The following is a 20566-nucleotide window of genomic DNA, read 5'->3' on the forward strand; positions in this document are numbered from 1 at the left end:
ATTTGGAATGACTTAGGATATTTTTACCGTTTTAAGAATATTTTTAATTTATTTCATTTTGTTTCAGAAAATTACTTGTTTTTTAATTGTTATGGCGGGGCAAGCTTGCTGGTCACAAACTCTGGAACGTTCTGTTTTTAATGGGAAAGTAACTTCTAATACCTTAGATTTAGAAGGTGTTTATGTGATTAATGCGCAAACAGAAGAAACGGTAACGACAAATGCATCCGGATCTTTTTCGATTTTAGCAAAGCCTGATGACGTGCTGGTTTTTTCTTCAATAAGTTTTAAAGAAAAAAGAGTCTTATTGAAGCAAGAAGATTTTTCAAATCTTAATTTTTCTGTTAATCTTACTATGGTGATGTATCAACTGCAAGAAGTTGTTGTGAAGCGATACGATAATATTAATGCTGAAAGTTTAGGGATAGTGCCTTTAGGACAAAAGAAATACACTGCAGCGGAGCGTAAGTTGCAGACAGCGACTGCGCTAAATGCTACAGCAGATGCGGGAATGATGGCTGGAGGTTCTATTTCTGCGGATCCGTTGCTAAATTTCTTCTCTGGAAGAACGGCTATGCTTAAAAAAGAAGTTGCTGTTGAGAAGAAGGAGTTTTTTATGAGACTTCTGGAAAATATGTTTAGCCTAGATCATTTTATTGACCGATTAAAAATTCCGGCAGATTATGTGAAAGGGTTTGAATATTATGCTATAGAAAATGATAAGTTTACGGCTATTTTGAATTCTAAAAATAAAACTTCTACAGAATTTCTTTTAGGAGAATTGGCTGTTAAATATAAAGAAATGATTGCTGGTGAGAGTAAATAAGATTATAGCCATTGTTGTTTTTCTTTTTTTTGTTCAGATTGGTTTTGGGCAAAAAAATGATGTTAAACTTTTAGCAGGAAAAGTGCAAGAGCAATCTAGTCCTGTTGAAGGAGTAAATATTATAAATAATGCTACTCAAGCAACTGCCGTTTCTGACTCTGATGGTAATTTTTCCATTGCTGTTCGGGAAGGAGATGTTTTGGTTTTTTCAGCCGTAAATCTCGATCCTGTAAGGATTAGAATTGCTCCAGAACATTTAATAAATAGCTCTTTAGTTGTAAAAATGACTGCAAAAGAAGTGGAGCTGAAAGAGGTGGTTGTTAATGAAAATGCTAATATAACAGCCGAAAATCTTGGGATTATTCCGTACGGACAAAAAAAATACACGCCAGCAGAACGAAAAGTTTATACTGCGACTTCAACATCTATTGATAAACTATTAAATAAAATTTCGGGACGGACTGCAATGCTGAAAAAAGAAGTGAATGTAGAGAAGAAAGAAGCACTTTTTAGAAAATTGGAATATCTTTTTGAGGAGAATTATTATACAGATAGATTGAAAATTCCTGTCGATGATATTAAAGGATTTCAATTATTTTGTGTGGATGATGCCGATTTTGCTGTATCTTTGAATACTAAAAACAAAACAATGAGTATGTTTTTAATTACAGATCTAGCAAGAAAATATCTAATAATTCTCGAAAATGAAAAATAAACTAGGAGTACTCGTTGTCTGCTTATTTTGTCAATTTGTATTAGGGCAAAACGGTTTCAGGAAACCATTACACGGTCAGGTTATAAACGATTTTTTGGCCATTGAAAGTGGTTATGTAATGAATATTAATGCGAATGTCAGAACATTTATTGGTTCTGGCGGTTTGTTTGATATCATGGCACAACCTAAAGATACTTTGTTGTTTTCTGGCTTGACATTTCAATCAAAAAAAGTGGTTTTAACTGAAAAAGATTGTGCTGAGGTTCTTTTGAAAATAAAGCTGGATTTGGTTAATAATCAGCTTAAAGAAGTTGTAGTTCATAAGGAATTAAAAGTAAAATCATTACAAGGTGGTTCTCAGAAATATGTAGATATGCAGTTTGAAGACGATAAACAGTCTACCGCAAAAAATAATGCAATGCTTTCTGATCAGACCATAAAATATGGTACCGATTTTGTTCGAATTTTTAAAGACGTCAAAAAGCTTTTGAGCAAAAAAGACGAAGTAAAAGAGGAAGAAATCACAGATATTGCTTTTGTAGAATATGCTAAAGATAACTTTACAAAAGATTTTTATTCTAAAACACTCAATCTTAAAGATGATGAAGTCGAATTGTTTTTGATGTATTGCTCAAACGATCCGCATTCTAAAGAATTGGTAGATCCAGATCAGAAGTTTCAGTTGATGGATTTTATGATTAATAAGAATAAAGAATTTAAGAAAGCTGAGGCTGCTCAAAAATGAAAAAAAGAATAATTTATCCCTTGCTTGGAGTTTTGTTTGTATTGACTTCGGCATTTGCTTTTCATAAATTTTATGTAGGGGTTTTTCAAGTAAATTATGCTGCTGAAAAGAAGATGCTGCAGATTACTTCCCGAATTTTTATTGATGATTTGAATAATGCTATGGAGAAAAAGTATCACAAAAAGACATTTGTTGGTACTAGCAAAGAAACTCCGGCAGATGTTGAATTATTAAAAAAATATCTATCTGAACATTTTTCAATTAAAGTAAATGGACAGCAAAAGGTCATAACTTTTTTATCTAAAGAAGTTGAAGCTGATGATGTTTTGGTTTGTTATTCTAGAATTAAGGATATAGATAAATTCAAAACCCTTGAGATTTCAAACACTATTTTGGTGGATTGGAACTCAGAACAGCAAAACATTACACATATTTCAGCATTCGACACAAAAAGAAGTGTTCTTTTTACAGAATCTTCAAGGAAAGAATTGTTAAAATATTAATGTATTGGTAAAATTAATGTTTTAATTACTATTTTCACAGCCTAAAGAAATTACCATTAAAAATTTATGAAAAAACTTTCATTATTCTTACTTTTTCCTGCAATGTTAGTGGCGCAGGATAAAGCAACAACCACACCTACTAAACAACAGGGAAAGTACGACACGAACAAGTTTAGCCAAATGTACGATTTGCTGGCAACACCAAACATGTTTCGTACAGCTTCTGGAGCTCCAGGGCCAGCTTACTACCAACAACAAGCAGATTATAAAATCGATGTTGAATTGGATGATAAAAATTCAAAATTAAGCGGATCTGAAACCATCACCTACACTAATAATTCACCAGACAGCTTAGAGTATCTATGGATTCAGCTGGACCAAAATCAAGCAAGAGCAAATGGACAGACTTCATTAGCAGAGGGCGAAAAAATCAATCAGGTTTTACCGCTTGAAGGTTTTTCTTCTAAATATTTAAAGAAAGATTTAGAGCGTGGTTTTAATATCGAACAGGTAAAAGATGCTAAAGGGAATCCAATGTCATATACGATCAACGAAACCATGATGCGTATTAATCTGACTTCGCCTTTAAAACCTGGGGAAAAAATTTCATTCTCTATTAAATGGTGGTACAATATCAATAACTATAGAAAAGAAGGCGGTCGTTCAGGATATGAATTATTCGAGAAAGATGGCAATAAATTATATGTAATCGCTCAGTTCTATCCAAGAATGGCGGTTTACAATGATGTTGAAGGATGGCAGAATATGCAGTTCTGGGGAAGCGGAGAGTTTGCTCTTCCTTTCGGAAACTTTGATGTAAACATTACAGTTCCTGCAGATCACGTAATCGACGCAACTGGAGAATTAATGAACAGAAGTGAAGTATTTACAGCTGAACAGGTAAAAAGATACGAACAAGCACAAAAATCATTTGATAAACCTGTAGTTATTGTAACGCAGGCAGAAGCAGAAGCAGCAGAAAAAGGTTTTTCTGAGAAGAAAAAAACTTGGAAATTCAGCGCTAAAAATGTTCGTGATTTCGGGATTGCTTCTTCAAGAAAATTCATTTACGATGCAATGGCTGTGAAAATTGGAAACAGAACCGTAATGGCAGAATCTGTTTATCCAAAAGAGGCAAACCCGCTTTGGGGAGAAACTTCTACAATGGTAGTTGCTCATACTCTAAAAAGCTATTCTTCTCATACTTTTGATTATCCTTATCCAAAAGCAGTTTCTGTTTCTGCAGAAGATCAAGGTATGGAATATCCAATGATTTGTTGGAATTTTGGTCGTCCTGATGAAAATGGGGTAACGAGCAAAGAAGTTAAAAACGGAATGATTGGTGTTATTATCCACGAAGTTGGACATACTTTCTTCCCAATGATTGTAAACTCTGACGAGCGTCAATGGACTTGGATGGATGAAGGTTTAAACTCATTTTTAGAATATTTAGCTGAACAAGAATTAGATTCAAATTTCCCATCAAGAAGAGGACCTGCAAAAAATATTGTTCCTTACATGAGTGGTGATCAGAAGTTTTTAGAACCAATTATGTCAAACTCTGAAACGATTCACCAATTTGGAAATAATGCTTACGGAAAACCAGCTACAGGTCTTAATATTTTAAGAGAAGTAGTTATGGGAAGAGAATTATTCGATCATGCATTCAGAACATATGCAAACAGATGGAAGTTTAAGCACCCAACCCCAGAAGATTTCTTTAGAACAATGGAAGATGCTTCAGCAGTAGATTTAGATTGGTTCTGGAGAGGTTGGTTCTATTCAACTGATTTTGTTGATATCGGAATTAAAGACGTAAAACAATATTACGTTTCAGATACTCCAACTACAGATATCAAAGACGTAAAAGTTAGAAAAGGACGTTTTGGATATGAAAAAGGACCTTTTTGTTTACTTGGTTGCAGGAGATAATGCAGAAGTAAGTGATTCTAAGAAAAAAAGCTTTAAAAGTGCAAGATTTCAAACCTTTAGCAGATTATGTAGATCAGACTTTTACAGCAGAAGAAAAAGCTAGCATTAAATCTCCTAAGTACTTCTACGAAGTAGAATTTAACAAGCCAGGCGGAATGATCATGCCTATTTTGGTTGAGATTACTTACGAAGATGGTTCTAAAGATAATTACAAATATCCAGCACAAATCTGGAGAAAAAGTAATGATACCGCTAAAAAAGTTTATGCTACAACAAAAGCAATTAAGAGTATTCAAATTGACCCGCAATTGCTAACGGCTGATATTGATGTAACCAATAACTCTTGGCCAAAAGTGGAAACAAAGTCAAAATTTGACTAGATAAATTAAAAAAATATAAAAAGCTCATCAAGTCTATAAATGCTTGATGAGCTTTTTTATTTTAATTAAATGCATTTTCAAGGACTTTTTAAGTTAATTTTAAAACTCTAAGCTGCAAAATTTAATATCTTTGTGACTACAAAATTAAAAGTTATGTTTGGTATAGGAGGAGGAGAATTAGTTTTTATACTGTTTATAGTGCTAATGCTTTTTGGTTCAGATAAAGTGCCAGAAATTGCACGTACAATGGGAAAAGCTATGGCTCAATTAAAAAATGCAACTAATGATATTAAAAGCGAAATTCAGAAAGGAGCAGAGGCAAATGGTCTTGATGCAAAATCTCTGAACGATATTACTGGAAATATCAATGCAGAAATTAACAATGCAAAATCAAATTTACTTGGAGATACAGGAAATCTTTTAGGAGATACTGCAACTGAAATCGAAAAGGTAAAAGAAGATATTGACACTCTTTCTGGACCTATAAAACGCCAAATGTAATGCTTCAAAAAATACAGGAATTAGATAAAGATCTTTTAATCTTTCTTAACGGATTAGGTTCTGAAACATACGATAAATTATGGCTTATTATTACCAATCAATTGTATTGGACGCCATTTTTCTTATTTCTATTCTATCTTATTTATAAAAAAATAGGAGGAAAACAAACCCTGTATTTATTGCTTTTTATTGCAGTTTTGATTGCTTTTACAGATCAAACCTGTAACTTATTCAAACATACTTTCCAGCGTTTGCGACCATGCAATGATCCGGAAATAAATTCAATTATTAGAGTTGTACAGGTTAGAAAATCATATAGTTTTTTCTCTGGACATGCAGCTAATACTATGGCGGTTGCGACTTTTTTATTTTTGATTCTAAAGCCCTATTTCAAATATTTCGGATTTATATTTCTGTGGCCTTTAATTTTTGCTTACAGCCGAATTTATTTAGGATTGCATTTTCCAGGTGATATTCTTACTGGCTATTTCTTCGGAGCTCTTTTCGGATTTTTGCTTTATTTAGTTTATAGAAAGCTGAAACCGCAGTATTTTCCGGGATAGATTTTTAAGATGCTAAGATACTAAGGTTCTGAGATACTAAGTTTTTTAAAGGTGCTAAGTTTTTAAGATTCTGAGATTCTGAGATACTAAGTTTTTTAAAGATATATATTATAAATTGCCTCCAGCTTTAGCTGGAGGTTTTTTTATGGGCAAATAAAAAGGCTTTAGCCAAATTATCGATTGCTTAATTTGGCTAAAGCCTTGGATTCTAGATCAGATTCCTCCAGCTAAAGCTGGAGGCAATTCAATAATATATTTTTCAGTTTAAAAATTTAGAAATCTTAGTGTCTCAGAACCTTAGAATCTAAAAATTTATAGAACACGACTAACCGTCAATCCATCACGAATTGGCAATAAAACAGTCTCCACTCTTGGATCGTCTTTTAAAAGCTGATTGTATTCTAAAAGCACTTTTGTGCTGACATCGTTTGGATGAACCGGTTCTAGAATTTTTCCGCTCCATAAAACATTATCAGATAAAATGATACCGCCTTTATTCATTTTTGGAACAATCATTTCCCAGTAATTCAAGTAGTTTTCTTTGTCGGCATCAATAAAAACCAAATCAAATTTCAGGTCTAAATCTGGAATAATGTTTACGGCTTCCCCTAAATGCTGAAAAATTTGTTTTCCCCAAGGCGATGCGTCAAAATACTTTCGCTGAAAATCGACTAATTCTTCTTTGATATCAATGGTATGAAGTTGTCCGTTTTCCTGCATCCCCTCGCATAGACACAAAGCCGCATAACCCGTATAAGTTCCAATTTCAAGAATATTGACTGGACGAATTAATTTTGAAAGCATGCTTAAAACACGGCCTTGAAAATGACCGCTTAGCATTCTTGGCAAAAGTATTTTCTGGTAGGTTTCTTTATTAAGTTTCGCTAGCAATTCTGGTTCATTTTCAGAATGCTGTTCGATGTAATCTTCTAATTCTTGAGATATAAAATGCATGTTGAAGTATCTTGTAATTTGAAAACAAAAATACAAAAATATCTGCTTGCGATTGGGCATAAAAAAAAACATCCGCCGTGAGCGGATGGTTTCTGTTAAGATTACTATGAAATTTATTTTTTCAAAGCTTCGTTTACCTCTTTAGCTGTTTTTACGGTTCCGTCTTTTGCAGCTTTTGCAGCATTTTCTACTTTTTCAGCACCTTTTTTGGTGGCATCTTTCACATCATTTGCTGCTTTTTTAGTCGCGTCTTTTACGTCTTGAGCTGCAGTTTCTGTTGCATCTTTTGCTTTAGTTGCTGCATTTTCAGCTTTGCTTACCGCGCTATCTTTTACTTCTTCGATATCAGAGGTAAGAGAATCTACTTTGTTGCCGAGCGTTAACTCATCTTCTGCAGGTTTGTTTTCTTTTTTCTCGCATGATTGAACAGCGAATGCTAATAAAGCAATAACAGCTAAACTTAAAATTTGTTTTTTCATAATTTCAATTTTTTTTAGGTTGATAAAACTTAAAGGTTACATGGCTGAAAAATAAAATTACAAATTTTAAAATGATTGAGCTCTTTGTAAGATTATTTTTTCTTTTAAGAACAAAACAATTCTTATGCCAAAATTTTAAAACTATGTTGATTCTCCTTATTTTTTTTGGAAGAAAAATATTAGTTTTTGTATAAACTAAAATTAATTACAATATCGTCTTTTACTTTAATCAAACCAGCCATTTTTACTGGTGGCTCCAACTCAATATCAGAGAATTTCAAACTAAGCGTTCCTTGGATTTTATCGTCGGTATTATAAAGCATAAAATCTTTGTATTTGAGTGTTTTGTCTGTTATAAAAAAGTTTAATCTGCATTTGTAATTTTTCCCCACTGGTTTTATATCGCTTATGGAAACTGTGCTGTTGGGGAATTTTTTGACTTTTACTGTTCCTTGCAAATCCTTCGTCATTATTTTGTTGCCACAATCAAAGTTTGACATTTTGATGTCAGTATTAAAAGTGTTTTTTTTAACTGAGTTTACGTAAACAGTATCCTTTATAGAAAAGGTGTTTGAGCAATTGTATTTGCCAACAGTTGATAGACCTGTGATTTCTATTTTTATTTTATTGATAGGCACAGCTGTATCTTCTGCAAAAAAAGTGGGTTTAGCACTTCCGAAGAAAAAGAAAAGTGCTAAACCCATAATTAAGATTGAAAATCTTGTTTTCATTTTTTTTATATTAGAATGCAATTGTTGCTTCGAATACTAAACCTTCAAATTTACCACCATAAAAGTTGTTTAGATTTCCAGTAGTAGGATCTCCAGTAAATTGTGAATAATCTTTATATTTTTGATTAACGTAGTTTAGTTTAGCTAAAATGTTTTTAGTCATAAACCAACCAGCACTTGCTTCAAATTTATCTACAGTAACCTTTTTAGCATCAGCATTAGATAATTTTCCAGATACGGTATTGTATTTTCCTCCAATATAGAATTGTTCAGTGTTTCCAAATCTGTAAATAAGCTCTGAAGCATATTGATTAGCAGTACGTTTGTCATCAGTTCCAGCTTTATCTCCTCCTGATGCTAATTCGATTGTTCCGAAGAATTCAAGTCCTTTATATTTTACAAAAGGGTTAATCATGTATGTAGTAGCCCAATTTTTGAAATTAGGGTTGAACGTTGCCTCTGGAGTAGATGTTTTATTAAAACTAGTAGGAACATCTGTAGTAGTTGTAGAAATAACAGTACCATCAGCATCAGTCTTAGTGATCGTGTTTTTGTAAGCGTTATTATTCAAAATACCCCAATAACCAAATCCTGATCTATTAGCGCATATATGTTTGCATTACCAAGGTTTGCATTATGGTAATAAGAACCAGTTATTCTTACTCTTAAATCTTGATTAAGCTGTTTATCATAACCAAGTTTAGCTAAGATTGAAGGGCTGTGCGTTGTATTAGCGTTTGGACCAGCAGGATAAAAAACTTCTTCATTACTTTGATTTAAGTTACCATTTGTAACACCTAACATGCTAACCAATCCATTTCTGTTGTAGTAAACCTCCATACCCATTTCTGTAGTGAAAGAATACATAATGTTGTTTCCAACAAATGCATTTCTGATTGTATTACCATTATCAGAACCTCTAAAGTGAGCATCACCAAAATTGTTCTCCATTTGCCCAATTTTAATTGTAGCATATTTCATTACATCAGCCAAGAAATCTTTTTTGATGAAGTCTAACTTGTCAATTTGTAAGTAACCACCTTTTACATAAGAATCATTGTGGTGTCTTGAAGCCAAATAAACATCTAAATTAACTCTTACTCCATCAAATAATTGAGCACCAATATACATATCAGCAGCAGGAAGAGTAAAATTGTTTTCAGTATTCATTAAACGATACCCTGTAATTGATCTAGTGGTTGTTCCAGTAGCTGTAGTAGTTGTAGTCGTAATGTTATTAGGTTGGTCGTTGAATGAATTTGTTGCTTGAAAATCCATGTTGAAAGCACCCCCAAGGTCAATACTAAGACCTTTAAATTCTCTAGTGTCTTTTTGTACGTCAAAAACGTTGATACCGTCTTTTCCTCTAGAGATTTGGTTTTGCATGTTTCCAAAGCTTACTTGTGCCTGAACAGCAAATGTGCTGATTAATGTGACGAATAGAATATAAATTTTCTTCATGGCGTTTATAAATTAAAGTTTAAATTGAATTTTAGTGTTAGGTCTTGACCTGTTTTTATTGTTCCAAGCATTGCCGTTGGCGATTTCATTCCGAAATCTGTAAAAGTGATTTTGTTAGTTCCCTGAAGGTTTAAACCATCTTTTGTAACCGTTGTTTTTACAGAGGTTTTGTAAACTTTGCTAACTCCAGCAATGGTATAAGTTCCTGTAAGTTCCCAAGTTGTTTCGTTTACTTTTTCAGCAGATTTAAGAACATATTTAATGTTTTTGTTTTTGTCTGTTTTTAAAGTTTCATAAGCCACTTTATCCATGCTTTTTTTCTCGCTTTTTACGCTTTCTGCTAAAAGAGTTACAGTCAAAGCTTCAATGTCTGTTAGTTTTCCGTTAGTAATGTTTAAAGTAGCTGTTCCAGTTCCAGAAGTCGATTTCATTTCCCAGTCGTGAAGTGTAGAAGTACCCGCAACAGAAAAAGTTGATTTGCTATCTAAAGCATATGATTTTTGTGCTGTTGCAAAAGAGCTGATTCCTAAAAATGCTGTTACAACGGCGAAAAGTTTTAATGTATTTGTTTTCATTTTTGTCATGTTTATATTATAAAAAATAAGTTAATTGTCGGCCAGTTTCTATTTAGTACTAAGAATGTTGTTTTAACTTGTATCAAAGATCCTTCTATAAATCAGCTTAATACATGATAAAAGTCATTGTTAAAATTTTATTAAATAGGTATTTAATAACTACAACGTTTTCATTTTCTATAGAATCGATCAGTTACGCAAAAAGAGATGCTTCATTTTATTGAATTGCTATTTTTTAACATTTAATTCGAAGAGATAAAATGTTAAAAAAGAATGTTTTTTAACATTAAGATTTAGCTTAAGATAATATTGAAGATTACAGTTAGATCTTTTCCTGCTTTTACAACTCCCAAAGCAGCTTTTGGAGGTGTCATTTCAAAATCGCCAAAAGTAATTTGATTAGAACCTTGCAAAATGATGCTTCCTTTGTTTGTAGTTACTTTTACCTGAGTTTTAAATTCTTTGCTTACGCCTGCAATAGTGTAAACACCCGTTAAGTTCCAAGTTGTTTCATCAAGCTTTTCAGCAGATTTTAAAACATATTCAATGTATTTGTGTGTTTCGGTATCCATTGCTTCATAAGCCACTTTGTCCATGCTTGCTTTGTAGCTTTTTAAGCTTTCAGCCAATAAGGAAACATTTAAACTATTAATGCCTGTCAGTTTAGAGTCTTTAATGATTAAATTGGCTGTTCCTGTTCCTTCTGTAGATTTCATTACCCAGTCGTGTACGGTAGAGGTTCCCGCTACTTCAAAAGTTGAGTTTGCAGCTACGGTATAATTTCTTTGTGCATTTGTATGTAATGAAATTGTGGTGAAAATTACTGTTAGTAAAAAGGATTGAATTGTTTTCATGTTGATAAAGTATAGGTTAATCATTTAAATAAGGAAGTTTTAAAATTCATTTAGTGGTTAGAGAATGAAAAACTTTTTCTTATTTCTTGGACCAAAATTATCGCGCGCACGAAAGAAAAGGAATGATAAAAATCATGATGAAAGTTTTATTAAATTGTTATAGTAAGGTGCGTAAAGCCTTATTATTGCTATGATTTTAATTTTTTAAAATGAAATTAATTACTAAATGCTTGTTTGTTAATGTGTTGTATTCTGTGTGGGAAAATGCCAATATAATTTTTTGATCAGCTTTTTTTGAAGCTTAATTAAGAATGAATGCAAAAACCAAACAAAAAATGGCAAAAGTGATTAACTTTGCAGCATGCAAATGGAGAAAAAAGACATAAGAGCCTTATCAAAAGAACAGCTTCGCGATTTTTTTGTTGAAAATGGAGATAAAGCTTTCCGTGGAAATCAGGTTTATGAGTGGTTGTGGAGCAAAGGCGCTCACAGTTTTGACGATATGACAAACGTAGCGAAAGCTACAAGATCAATGCTTGAGAATAATTTTGTAATCAATCATATTAAGGTTGATACAATGCAGAAGAGTAGTGACGGAACAGTAAAAAATGCCGTTCGACTTCATGACGGACTAGTGGTTGAATCGGTTTTAATTCCGACAGAAACAAGAACTACTGCCTGTGTTTCTAGTCAAGTTGGTTGCAGTTTAGATTGTAATTTCTGTGCAACAGCAAGATTAAAAAGAATGCGAAATCTAGAACCAGGCGAAATTTACGATCAGGTTCTGGCTATAGATAAAGAAAGTCGTCTATATTACAATCATCCACTTTCGAATATTGTTTTTATGGGAATGGGAGAGCCTTTAATGAATTATAATAATGTCATTAAAGCTATCGATATGATTACATCAGAGGAAGGTTTAGGAATGTCTCCAAAACGAATTATGGTTTCTACTTCAGGAATTCCGAAAATGATTAAAAAAATGGCAGATGACGATGTGAAGTTTAAACTGGCAGTTTCTCTGCATTCAGCTATAGACGAAACGCGTGCCCGCATTATGCCTTTCAGTAAAAACTTTCCGTTAAAAGATTTACGAGAAGCATTAGAATATTGGTATAGAAAAACAAAAAGCAAAGTTTCATACGAATATGTAGTTTGGAAAGGAATTAATGACGATAAAGCTTCAGTTGATGCTTTGGTTAAATTCTGTAAATATGTGCCTTGTAAAGTCAATTTGATTGAATATAATCCGATTGATGATGGTGAATTCCAACAAGCTTCAGAAGAATCGATTATGGCTTATATAAAAGCGCTAGAAAATATTGGAGTAGTGGTAAAAGTAAGAAGAAGCCGAGGAAAAGACATTGACGCCGCTTGCGGGCAGCTAGCCAACAAAGAAGCCTAAAATATTCGCCAGAATATACTCCGCTAGGAGTATCTGATCGGTAGATAAGAAGAAGCCGAGGTAAAGATATTGACGCAGCCTGCGGACAATTAGCCAATAAAGAAGCATAAAAATATTCACCAGAATATACTCCGCTAGGAGTATCTGATAGGTAGAAAAAAAATATTGACAATCGGGCATATGTCCCATCGGGACATTTGATTGGTTTTACACGATATAAAAAAGCATTAAAAAACAGAAGTATTTCTCGTTTTTAATGCTTTTTATTTTGGACAAAAAGGATGCTTATTTTTTCAAATCTATTTCTTCTGTAACTCCGTCTTTTGTTACTGTTGCAAGAGTATCACATTCTCCGTTTCCATAATCAATAGTTGCTAAAGCGCCATTTTTAGTGATAGAAACAATTCCTTTTACTGCAAAAGATTTTCTACATGCAGCATTAAATTCTAATGGAGTTGTAATTTCTGCCGAAAAAGTATCTCCATTAGGGAAAGTTGTAGAGCCGCTTCCTGTAACAACAAACACATTATCATCCCAATCAAACCAAGTATCATAACCAGAAGTCATTTCTTTTACCAAACTACCTTTTCTGGTATACACTTTTCCATCATCAAAAGTAATTGTTAAATCTATCGAAGCCGTTGAAACTGGATGTGGCGTTACCAATATATTGGTTTCTTTAATCGTTCTCACAATGCTTTTGCTTCCTTGAAGTTTTCTGCCATTATGATAAAACCCTTCAAATGTATAGCTGATGGTTTGGGTAGAAGAGCTAAAATCGTTTGAAAAAGACACAACCATTTTTCCTTTTACGGTATTTCCGTTATTCAGTGTACATCCTTCAACACCAAAATCTACGGTTTTTGTCCAAGTATTATTGGTTAAAACGGTAGTGATTGTGGCACAGCTTGGAAGGAAACTTTTTATTGGTCCACTAGGTTTTGAATTTATGTTAAGCTGAGCACTAAATTGATCTTCAGCAATATTCGTAACGTCTTCTACAGAGGCATCAATTTTAGCATTAGCTATAATTTCGTCATTTGTAATCGCAGCTGATGATCCGTCATTTGTTTTTTCATCAGAATTACAGCTAATGAAAAAAGACAATGTAATTATACATGTTCCAATTAATAAAAATTTTGTTTTCATAAATAAATAGTTTTGGGTTCTTTTTTAGTTAATGAATTCAAATCAGTATTAGTTAGAGCTATTTTTGGAGGGTGTTTTTAGATTATGATGTAAAATATTAAAATCCTAACCTAAAATACACAACGTATTTTTATTTAAAATAGTATATTTGAAACCTAAATGAATATTACGTCTCAAATAAAGCAGCCTATTTTTAACGAGATGGAACTTTTCGAGAAAAAGTTCCATGAATCGATGACTTCGAAGGTTGCGTTATTAAACCGAATCACTTATTATATCGTAAACCGCAAGGGAAAACAAATGCGTCCGATGTTTGTTTTTCTTACTGCAAAAATGGTTTCTGGCGGTACTGTAAACGAAAGAACCTATCGCGGTGCTTCGGTAATTGAACTTATTCACACTGCAACTTTGGTTCACGATGACGTGGTTGATGACAGTAATCGCCGTCGCGGATTTTTCTCAATCAATGCGCTTTGGAAAAATAAAATTGCCGTTTTGGTTGGAGATTATTTATTGTCTAAAGGTTTATTGCTTTCTATAGATAATGGTGATTTCGATTTATTGAGAATCATTTCTGTTGCCGTTCGTGAAATGAGCGAAGGAGAATTGCTTCAAATAGAAAAAGCTCGCCGACTTGATATTACCGAAGATGTTTACTACGAAATCATCAGAAAAAAACAGCAACACTTATTGCGGCTTGTTGTGCGCTTGGCGCGAAAGCCGTAATTGAAGATGAAATTCAGGTTGAAAATATGCGAAAGTTTGGTGAACTAATCGGAATGGCATTTCAAATCAAAGATGATTTATTTGATTATAGCGAAGAAGCCATCGGAAAACCAACCGGAATCGATATTAAAGAGCAAAAAATGACTTTGCCTTTAATTCACGTTTTAAATACTTGTACTCCGCAGGAAAAAAAGTGGTTGATAAACTCCATCAAAAACCACAACAAAGACAAAAAACGCGTAAAAGAAGTTATTGCCTTTGTAAAAAATAATAATGGTTTGGCTTACGCCGAAAACAAAATGGTCGAATTCCAGCAGGAAGCGCTTTCTCTTTTAGAAAACTATCCAGATTCTGAGTTTAAATCAGCTCTTACTTTGATGGTGAATTATGTAATTGAGAGAAAGAAATAGTTTCTTTAATTAGAAAATCAGAAAATTTATTAATTAGATAATTGGTTTACTTTGTTGTAAATCAGTTATCTATTTTTGTTTTATTGGGATTTTGATTTTTTTTATTGAAAATTTTTCTCCCCATGCAACCATTTCAAAACTCTATGCGTCTATGCTAATAGAAGTCTGTTTCTAAAACCAAAACCAAACCGAAAGCGTATTAATGAAAATTATTCATTTACATCAAGAAGAAACCAAAATCATAAAGCTGGCTGTCGAAAACAATCGTCAGGCGCAGCAGCAGATTTACGGTAAATATTCTTCGAAAATGTTAAGCGTTTGCCGACAATATATAAAAGATATTCAGCTGGCAGAAGATGTAATGATAACCGCTTTTATGAAAGCCTTTACCAATCTGAAAAACTTTGAACACAAAGGAAGTTTCGAAGGCTGGATTCGGAGAATTATGGTTAACGAATGTATTTCGTATTTAAGAGTTCAGAAAAAAGTAAGTTTTGCCGAAGATGAATTTTTTACAGAAGAAAGTTTTAATGAAATCGACAGCCAGTTTACGGTAGAACAAATTCAGTTTTTAATTGATGCTCTGCCAGATGGTTATAAAATGGTTTTCAATTTATACGCCATCGAAGGATATAAACACAATGAAATTGCCAAGATGTTAGGAATTAATGAAGGAACATCGAAATCGCAATTATCGCACGCCAGGAAAATGCTGCAAACACAAATTACTATTTTAAAAAAACAAGATAATGGAACCGAATAATTTTGAAAAGGATTTCCGTGAAAAATTAAATCAACGCAAAATTGAACCTAGTGAAAAAGCCTGGGATCGATTAGACGCTATGTTGAGTATCGCCGAAGAAAAAAGCCAAAGAAAAATAAAAAATGGTTTTATATAGCTGCGAGTATTATTGGTTTTTTATTGGTTGGAACTTTCTTTTTCAATCAAAAGAAAAATTCAGTTGAAGTTGTTAAAAGTGTTGTAATCGAAGAAAATATTAAAACAAATTCTGTTACAAAACCAATCTTAAATAAAGCTGATTCAGTTCAGGCTGAAACAGTAATTGTTGAAAAAGCTTTGACAGAAACTTCAAATCAAAAATCAAATAAAAAAGAAAACAACTTTAATCAAACACTAAATAAAACTAGTAAAAATGAATCAAATCAAATAGAGGAGTCTTCAATCATCAATAATCAGGAAAAACAATCAATCAACAATCAAAGTGCAGTTGCCGAAAATTCTAAAAAAGAAAATGTAGACCAATTATTAGAAACGGCCGAGAATAAAGTTTTAGCAGAAAATCCGGTAAAAAAAGCAAAAGTAAGAGTAAATGCAGCCGATTTGCTTAATCAGGTCGATGGTGAACTTGAACTTTCGTTTCGGGAAAAAGTAATCACAAAAGTCAATAAAAACTACCAAACGGTAAAAGTTGCTTTAGCGAATAGAAATCAGCAGGAGTAAGGCTAGATTTTTAGAAGCAGGAAGCAGGAAGCAGGAAGTAAGAAGCAAGAAGAAAGAAGAAAGAAAAAAGAGAGCAAGAATAAAAAATATAGATTTAAAGTTCCGAAGGAACGATCCATATCGTAGCGCCGGATTTTAATCCGGGGGGAGATAGAATTCACAATTAACCATTCACAATTAACCATTCACAATTAACCATTCACAATTAAAAAATATCATCAATCACAATCAATAAAAAAAATCAATCATGAAAAATTTTACCATTTACCTCGTAATCCTCGTTTTCTTATTTGTAAGCAAAGTTCTGGGACAAGAAACTTTCGAATCTGAAACAAAAAGAATAGCCAATAAAATTGAGAAGATTACAAAAGAAGAAAAAGAAGCTTTAAAGGAAGAAGTTGAAGCAGTAAATGTTCAGTTATCAGAAGGAAAAATTACACAGGAACAGGCCGATAAGCGTAAAAAAGAATTGGCAGAAGCTAGAGCAGTAATTATGGAAGAGAAAATTACTTTGGCTCAAAACGAACTAAACGATTTAGTGCAGAAAAAAGTCGACGGAAAAATCAAAGAAGATTCTTCGAGAGTGTATATGATTCGCTGGAAATCTCCAAAACAGCATAAAGATTCTATTCATGGCGAAAAAAGAACAACATCGCAGTTTGTGTTTGCGATGGGTTTAAACAACACTATGGTCGACGGAAAACTACAGGATTCAAATTATAGTTTTATAGGCTCGCATTTCTACGAATGGGGTTTTACCTATAATTCAAGATTAATGAAAAACGACAATCTGCTTCATGCAAAATACGGACTTTCATTAATGTATAATAACATTCGAGCAACAGATAACAGAAGTTTTGTTGTAAACGGCGATCAGACAGACCTTGAAGTAAATCCGGTACATTTAACAGAATCTCGTTTTAGAAATGTGTATTTGGTGCTTCCGGTACATTTAGAATTTGATTTTACAAGACCGATAGAAAAAAATGGGAAAACCTATTTTAAAACACATAAAAGTTTTCGTTTTGGAGTGGGTGGTTATGCCGGAATCAACGTAAAATCAAAGCAAATTTTGAAGTTTGAAGAAGATGATTTAAAATACAAAACGAGAATAAAAGGCGATTATAATGTAAATAATTTTATTTACGGTTTGAGTTCTTACATTGGTTACAGAGATGTGAGTTTGTATCTTAAATACGATCTGAATCCGTTGTTTCAGGATAATTTAGTGAAAGAGAATAATATTTCTTTAGGATTACGTTTCGATTTAAATTAAAAATAAAGTTGAGTTTAGTAAGTAGAAAAAGTGCTTCGAAAGAGGCACTTTTTTTTGTAAATTCAGGTTTGATTTGTGTACTTTTACAGGCTCTAATTTTTAAAAAATAATCTAACGTTTTGATTTCACAAAGTACCATAGACGCCGTTTTTGAAACTGCTCGAGTAGAGGAGGTTATTGGCGATTTTGTTAATTTAAAGCGTGCAGGAAGTAACTTTAAAGGATTAAGCCCGTTTTCAGATGAGCGCTCGCCTTCTTTTATGGTATCTCCTGCAAAAGGTATCTGGAAAGATTTTAGTTCCGGAAAAGGAGGAAATTCCGTTGCCTTTTTGATGGAACATTCCCATTTTACATATCCCGAAGCTATTCGTTATTTAGCTAAAAAATACAATATCGAAATTGAGGAAACCGAGCAGACAGAGGCTGAAAAAGCCATAACAGATGTTCGTGAAAGTATGTATCTGGTTTCAGAATTTGCGGCGAAGTATTTTCAGGATGTTTTAATTAATTCTGAAGAAGGAAAAGCAATTGGTTTATCTTACTTTAAAGAAAGAGGATTTACAAATGAAACCATCAAAAAATTTGCTTTAGGATATTCTCCTGAAACCTGGGATGCTTTAACAAAAGAAGCTCTGGGAAAAGGATATAAGCTGGAATTTCTGGAAAGCACAGGTTTAACCATTGCGAGAGAAGATCGTCCTTTTGACCGTTTTAAAGGGCGTGTAATGTTCCCTATTCACAGTATGTCGGGACGTGTTTTGGGTTTTGGAGGACGTATTTTAACCAACGATAAAAAAGCAGCAAAATACCTCAATTCACCAGAAAGTGATATTTACCATAAAAGCAGAGTACTTTACGGAATTTTTCAGGCAAAGCAGGCTATAGCCAAACAAAATAATTGTTATCTCGTTGAAGGTTACACCGATGTAATTCAGTTTAATCAGGCCGGAATCGAAAATGTAGTTGCTTCTTCGGGAACAGCTTTAACACCAGATCAAATCCGATTAGTAAATCGTTTAACGCGAAATATTACCGTACTTTTTGATGGAGATGCTGCCGGACTTCGTGCTTCTATTCGAGGTATCGATTTAATTCTGGAAGAAGGAATGAACGTTAGAGTTTGTGCTTTCCCCGATGGAGAAGATCCGGATAGTTTTGCCAGAAAAAATTCGCATGACGATTTAGTGCGGTATTTAGAAGAAAACAGTAAAGATTTTATACAGTTTAAAGCTTCTATTTTGATGGGAGAAGCCAAAAACGATCCTATAAAAAAAGCCGATTTAATCCGAGATATGGTTGCCAGTATTTCGAAAATACCGGACAGAATTCAGCGCGAAGTTTATATTCAGGAATGTGCCCGAATTATGGATATTTCTGAACAAGTTTTAGTAAGTACGCTGGCACAGCTGATTCAAAAAGATCTTTCTGAAGCAAATAAAAGACAAAAACAGGAACAAAAACCTTTTGAGGTTGTTAGAAACCAGCCTTCAAAACAAGCCAATTATTCAGGAGGAGATCCGGAAGATCCGCGAACCGGGCCGCCCGAGGATTATTATCCTGGTGATATGGGACATCAGCAAGGACCTGAAAAAGTAGATATTTTATACGGTTTCGAAAGAAAGATTATCGAAATACTATTGTTGTACGGAAATGTTTTAGAAGACTTTGAAGATGTTTTCTTAAAAGCAGATGAAGAAGGGAATGTAAAAGAGGTTTCTGAAAAAAGAAAATATAAGGTTTACGAGAAAATTTATCTAAGTCTGCAGGAAGACGAGGTAGAACTATCAAATCAATTATTTCAGAATATTTTTAATGGATTAATTGATTTTTATAATCAAAATGAAACGTTTAGTTTAGATAAATATCTAATGCATTTACAGCCTGAATTTGCTCAGGAAGTAACCAATATTCTGATGGAAGACGAAAAAGTAACCATTCATAATTGGGAAGGACAAAATATTTATCCGAAACATAAAAACGTAACTATTGAGCAAAATGTTTCTGATACAATTTTTTCCATGAGATGGTTTTTGGTTTCAAAACTGATTCATGAATTGAAAAACACACTGATTACAGATCCTCAGGAAGATAATTCAGAATTGTTATCGATGGTGGTTGATTATTCGAAACTATTGAATAATTTCTCTAAAAAGCTCGGAAGGGTAGTAGTGCCTTACCATGGCGGGTAAAAATCAAAAAGCTCTATACTGATTAACAATATAGAGCTTTTTTTATGGTTGATGATTCTGCCCAAGCAAATCAAATTCCCATCAAATTAATTAGATAATTTCTAAAGTTTTAGCTTTGTTAACTAAGTCAACTAAGTTAGTAACGTTTAATTTCGTTAATAATCTTAGTTTGTAAGTACTGATCGTTTTTTCGTTCAGACTTAAGATTTTAGAAATCTCGTTGTTTTTCTTACCATCACTTAAATAACGTAAAACCTCGATTTCACGGTTAGAAAGTTTTCTGTACAAACGTTCGCTCTTGCTTTGTTTAGCAATAAGGGCCATGTTTTTGCGAACTGTTTCGTTGATGATAATTTTTCCTTCGTGTACTTTAATAATAGAAAGACCTAAAGTTTCAAGTTTTTCTGTTTTGTGTACATACCCAGATACTCCAGCTTTAATAGCATTTGGAGCATACATTTGCTCAGCTAGGTCACTGAAAATTACAATTTTTGTCTTTGGGAAATTTTTCAAGATTGATTTTACTTCGAAGATACTTGAAAGACCTTCTAATTCTAAATCTAAGATTAGAATATCGATCTCCTTCGTTTGAAGAATATCTCTAACCATTGAAAAATTGCCTACGTTGGCAACAATTGAAATTTGATCGTGGTCTTTGAAATAAGACTTAACGCCAAAGTGAGTCACAGGATGATTGTCTGCAAGACATACTTTAATCATAATTTTACCT

The 20566-nt window shown here is 33.1% G+C and carries 21 protein-coding genes and 2 pseudogenes; 14 read left to right on the forward strand and 9 right to left on the reverse strand.

The window, feature by feature from the left end; all coding sequences use genetic code 11:
- Positions 1-91 precede the first annotated feature (91 nt).
- From ABDW27_RS16045 to ABDW27_RS16075, 7 genes and pseudogenes are all read left to right on the forward strand, one after another.
- Complete coding sequence (locus ABDW27_RS16045) at positions 92-826, forward strand: carboxypeptidase-like regulatory domain-containing protein (protein ID WP_343696816.1); 735 nt, start codon at positions 92-94, stop codon at positions 824-826.
- Positions 813-1541: a carboxypeptidase-like regulatory domain-containing protein gene (locus ABDW27_RS16050; protein WP_343696817.1), complete on the forward strand. Its 729-nt coding sequence runs from the start codon at positions 813-815 to the stop codon at positions 1539-1541. The genes ABDW27_RS16045 and ABDW27_RS16050 overlap by 14 nt, the downstream gene beginning before the upstream one ends.
- Positions 1531-2286 (forward strand): hypothetical protein, encoded by a 756-nt coding sequence (locus ABDW27_RS16055; RefSeq protein WP_129746444.1) that lies wholly within the window; start codon positions 1531-1533, stop codon positions 2284-2286. Before ABDW27_RS16050 ends, ABDW27_RS16055 begins: the two co-directional genes overlap by 11 nt.
- Complete coding sequence (locus ABDW27_RS16060) at positions 2283-2789, forward strand: DUF6702 family protein (protein ID WP_129746443.1); 507 nt, start codon at positions 2283-2285, stop codon at positions 2787-2789. Before ABDW27_RS16055 ends, ABDW27_RS16060 begins: the two co-directional genes overlap by 4 nt.
- A gap of 66 nt (positions 2790-2855) precedes the next feature.
- Positions 2856-5101, forward strand: a pseudogene (locus ABDW27_RS16065) (M1 family metallopeptidase).
- 153 nt (positions 5102-5254) lie between these two features.
- Entirely contained in the window at positions 5255-5602 is a 348-nt protein-coding gene (locus ABDW27_RS16070) for a twin-arginine translocase TatA/TatE family subunit (RefSeq protein WP_111422740.1), read from the forward strand.
- Positions 5602-6165, forward strand: a complete 564-nt coding sequence (locus ABDW27_RS16075) for a phosphatase PAP2 family protein (protein ID WP_343696818.1) — start codon at positions 5602-5604, stop codon at positions 6163-6165. The genes ABDW27_RS16070 and ABDW27_RS16075 overlap by 1 nt, the downstream gene beginning before the upstream one ends.
- Before the next feature lie 312 nt (positions 6166-6477).
- Here the strand turns inward: ABDW27_RS16075 and ABDW27_RS16080 are convergent, their stop codons facing one another.
- The 7 genes from ABDW27_RS16080 to ABDW27_RS16110 all read right to left on the reverse strand — a co-directional run bounded on the left by ABDW27_RS16080 (position 6478) and on the right by ABDW27_RS16110 (position 11243).
- Positions 6478-7119: an O-methyltransferase gene (locus ABDW27_RS16080; protein WP_109191925.1), complete on the reverse strand. Its 642-nt coding sequence runs from the start codon at positions 7117-7119 to the stop codon at positions 6478-6480.
- A 113-nt stretch (positions 7120-7232) separates the two neighbouring features.
- The gene (locus tag ABDW27_RS16085; protein ID WP_343696819.1) at positions 7233-7598 is read right to left on the reverse strand and encodes a hypothetical protein; all 366 of its coding nucleotides are present in this window, start codon (positions 7596-7598) and stop codon (positions 7233-7235) included.
- Positions 7599-7777: 179 nt separating this feature from the next.
- Entirely contained in the window at positions 7778-8329 is a 552-nt protein-coding gene (locus ABDW27_RS16090; protein ID WP_343696820.1) for a hypothetical protein, read from the reverse strand.
- A 10-nt stretch (positions 8330-8339) separates the two neighbouring features.
- Positions 8340-8900, reverse strand: a complete 561-nt coding sequence (locus tag ABDW27_RS16095) for a hypothetical protein (RefSeq protein WP_343696821.1) — start codon at positions 8898-8900, stop codon at positions 8340-8342.
- Complete coding sequence (locus ABDW27_RS16100; RefSeq protein WP_343696822.1) at positions 8897-9790, reverse strand: hypothetical protein; 894 nt, start codon at positions 9788-9790, stop codon at positions 8897-8899. The genes ABDW27_RS16095 and ABDW27_RS16100 overlap by 4 nt, the downstream gene beginning before the upstream one ends.
- 5 nt (positions 9791-9795) lie before the next feature.
- Positions 9796-10365, reverse strand: a complete 570-nt coding sequence (locus tag ABDW27_RS16105) for a YceI family protein (RefSeq protein WP_242502500.1) — start codon at positions 10363-10365, stop codon at positions 9796-9798.
- 293 nt (positions 10366-10658) lie between these two features.
- The gene (locus ABDW27_RS16110; RefSeq protein WP_242502499.1) at positions 10659-11243 is read right to left on the reverse strand and encodes a YceI family protein; all 585 of its coding nucleotides are present in this window, start codon (positions 11241-11243) and stop codon (positions 10659-10661) included.
- 337 nt (positions 11244-11580) lie between these two features.
- On the opposite strand from ABDW27_RS16110, the gene rlmN reads away from it, so the two are divergent.
- On the forward strand, positions 11581-12624 hold the full coding sequence (rlmN, locus tag ABDW27_RS16115; RefSeq protein ID WP_343696823.1) for a 23S rRNA (adenine(2503)-C(2))-methyltransferase RlmN: 1044 nt from the start codon (positions 11581-11583) through the stop codon (positions 12622-12624).
- A 285-nt stretch (positions 12625-12909) separates the two neighbouring features.
- On the opposite strand, the gene ABDW27_RS16120 is transcribed toward rlmN, so the two are convergent.
- Positions 12910-13773, reverse strand: coding sequence for a hypothetical protein (locus ABDW27_RS16120; RefSeq protein ID WP_343696824.1), 864 nt, complete (start codon positions 13771-13773; stop codon positions 12910-12912).
- Between the two features lie 159 nt (positions 13774-13932).
- Here ABDW27_RS16120 and ABDW27_RS16125 point away from each other — a divergent pair.
- From ABDW27_RS16125 to dnaG, 6 genes and pseudogenes are all read left to right on the forward strand, one after another.
- Positions 13933-14909: pseudogene (locus ABDW27_RS16125) on the forward strand (polyprenyl synthetase family protein).
- 202 nt (positions 14910-15111) lie between these two features.
- Positions 15112-15672: an RNA polymerase sigma factor gene (locus tag ABDW27_RS16130; RefSeq protein WP_343694039.1), complete on the forward strand. Its 561-nt coding sequence runs from the start codon at positions 15112-15114 to the stop codon at positions 15670-15672.
- Positions 15659-15808 (forward strand): hypothetical protein, encoded by a 150-nt coding sequence (locus ABDW27_RS16135; protein ID WP_343696825.1) that lies wholly within the window; start codon positions 15659-15661, stop codon positions 15806-15808. The genes ABDW27_RS16130 and ABDW27_RS16135 overlap by 14 nt, the downstream gene beginning before the upstream one ends.
- Before the next feature lie 23 nt (positions 15809-15831).
- The gene (locus tag ABDW27_RS16140; protein WP_343696826.1) at positions 15832-16371 is read left to right on the forward strand and encodes a hypothetical protein; all 540 of its coding nucleotides are present in this window, start codon (positions 15832-15834) and stop codon (positions 16369-16371) included.
- Positions 16372-16618: 247 nt separating this feature from the next.
- Positions 16619-17647, forward strand: coding sequence for a hypothetical protein (locus ABDW27_RS16145; protein WP_343696827.1), 1029 nt, complete (start codon positions 16619-16621; stop codon positions 17645-17647).
- 119 nt (positions 17648-17766) lie between these two features.
- Positions 17767-19836 carry a DNA primase gene (gene dnaG / locus ABDW27_RS16150; protein ID WP_343696828.1) on the forward strand — a complete coding sequence of 690 codons (2070 nt, stop codon included), beginning with the start codon at positions 17767-17769 and terminating at the stop codon, positions 19834-19836.
- Between the two features lie 90 nt (positions 19837-19926).
- Here the strand turns inward: dnaG and ABDW27_RS16155 are convergent, their stop codons facing one another.
- Entirely contained in the window at positions 19927-20556 is a 630-nt protein-coding gene (locus tag ABDW27_RS16155) for a response regulator transcription factor (protein ID WP_121362197.1), read from the reverse strand.
- Between the last annotated feature and the right edge of the window lie 10 nt (positions 20557-20566).

This window comes from Flavobacterium sp., assembly GCF_039595935.1.
Taxonomy (GTDB): Bacteria; Bacteroidota; Bacteroidia; order Flavobacteriales; family Flavobacteriaceae; genus Flavobacterium.

Coding starts and splice junctions, on each gene's coding strand:
- ABDW27_RS16105 (WP_242502500.1), bottom strand. CDS start 10,365: ATGAAAACAAATACATTAAAACTTTTCGCCGTTGTAACAGCATTTTTA.
- ABDW27_RS16070 (WP_111422740.1), top strand. CDS start 5,255: ATGTTTGGTATAGGAGGAGGAGAATTAGTTTTTATACTGTTTATAGTG.
- ABDW27_RS16100 (WP_343696822.1), bottom strand. CDS start 9,790: ATGAAGAAAATTTATATTCTATTCGTCACATTAATCAGCACATTTGCT.
- rlmN (WP_343696823.1), top strand. CDS start 11,581: ATGCAAATGGAGAAAAAAGACATAAGAGCCTTATCAAAAGAACAGCTT.
- ABDW27_RS16075 (WP_343696818.1), top strand. CDS start 5,602: ATGCTTCAAAAAATACAGGAATTAGATAAAGATCTTTTAATCTTTCTT.
- ABDW27_RS16130 (WP_343694039.1), top strand. CDS start 15,112: ATGAAAATTATTCATTTACATCAAGAAGAAACCAAAATCATAAAGCTG.
- ABDW27_RS16090 (WP_343696820.1), bottom strand. CDS start 8,329: ATGAAAACAAGATTTTCAATCTTAATTATGGGTTTAGCACTTTTCTTT.
- ABDW27_RS16055 (WP_129746444.1), top strand. CDS start 1,531: ATGAAAAATAAACTAGGAGTACTCGTTGTCTGCTTATTTTGTCAATTT.
- ABDW27_RS16145 (WP_343696827.1), top strand. CDS start 16,619: ATGAAAAATTTTACCATTTACCTCGTAATCCTCGTTTTCTTATTTGTA.
- ABDW27_RS16045 (WP_343696816.1), top strand. CDS start 92: ATGGCGGGGCAAGCTTGCTGGTCACAAACTCTGGAACGTTCTGTTTTT.
- ABDW27_RS16085 (WP_343696819.1), bottom strand. CDS start 7,598: ATGAAAAAACAAATTTTAAGTTTAGCTGTTATTGCTTTATTAGCATTC.
- ABDW27_RS16155 (WP_121362197.1), bottom strand. CDS start 20,556: ATGATTAAAGTATGTCTTGCAGACAATCATCCTGTGACTCACTTTGGC.
- ABDW27_RS16080 (WP_109191925.1), bottom strand. CDS start 7,119: ATGCATTTTATATCTCAAGAATTAGAAGATTACATCGAACAGCATTCT.
- ABDW27_RS16120 (WP_343696824.1), bottom strand. CDS start 13,773: ATGAAAACAAAATTTTTATTAATTGGAACATGTATAATTACATTGTCT.
- ABDW27_RS16110 (WP_242502499.1), bottom strand. CDS start 11,243: ATGATTAACCTATACTTTATCAACATGAAAACAATTCAATCCTTTTTA.
- ABDW27_RS16060 (WP_129746443.1), top strand. CDS start 2,283: ATGAAAAAAAGAATAATTTATCCCTTGCTTGGAGTTTTGTTTGTATTG.
- ABDW27_RS16135 (WP_343696825.1), top strand. CDS start 15,659: ATGGAACCGAATAATTTTGAAAAGGATTTCCGTGAAAAATTAAATCAA.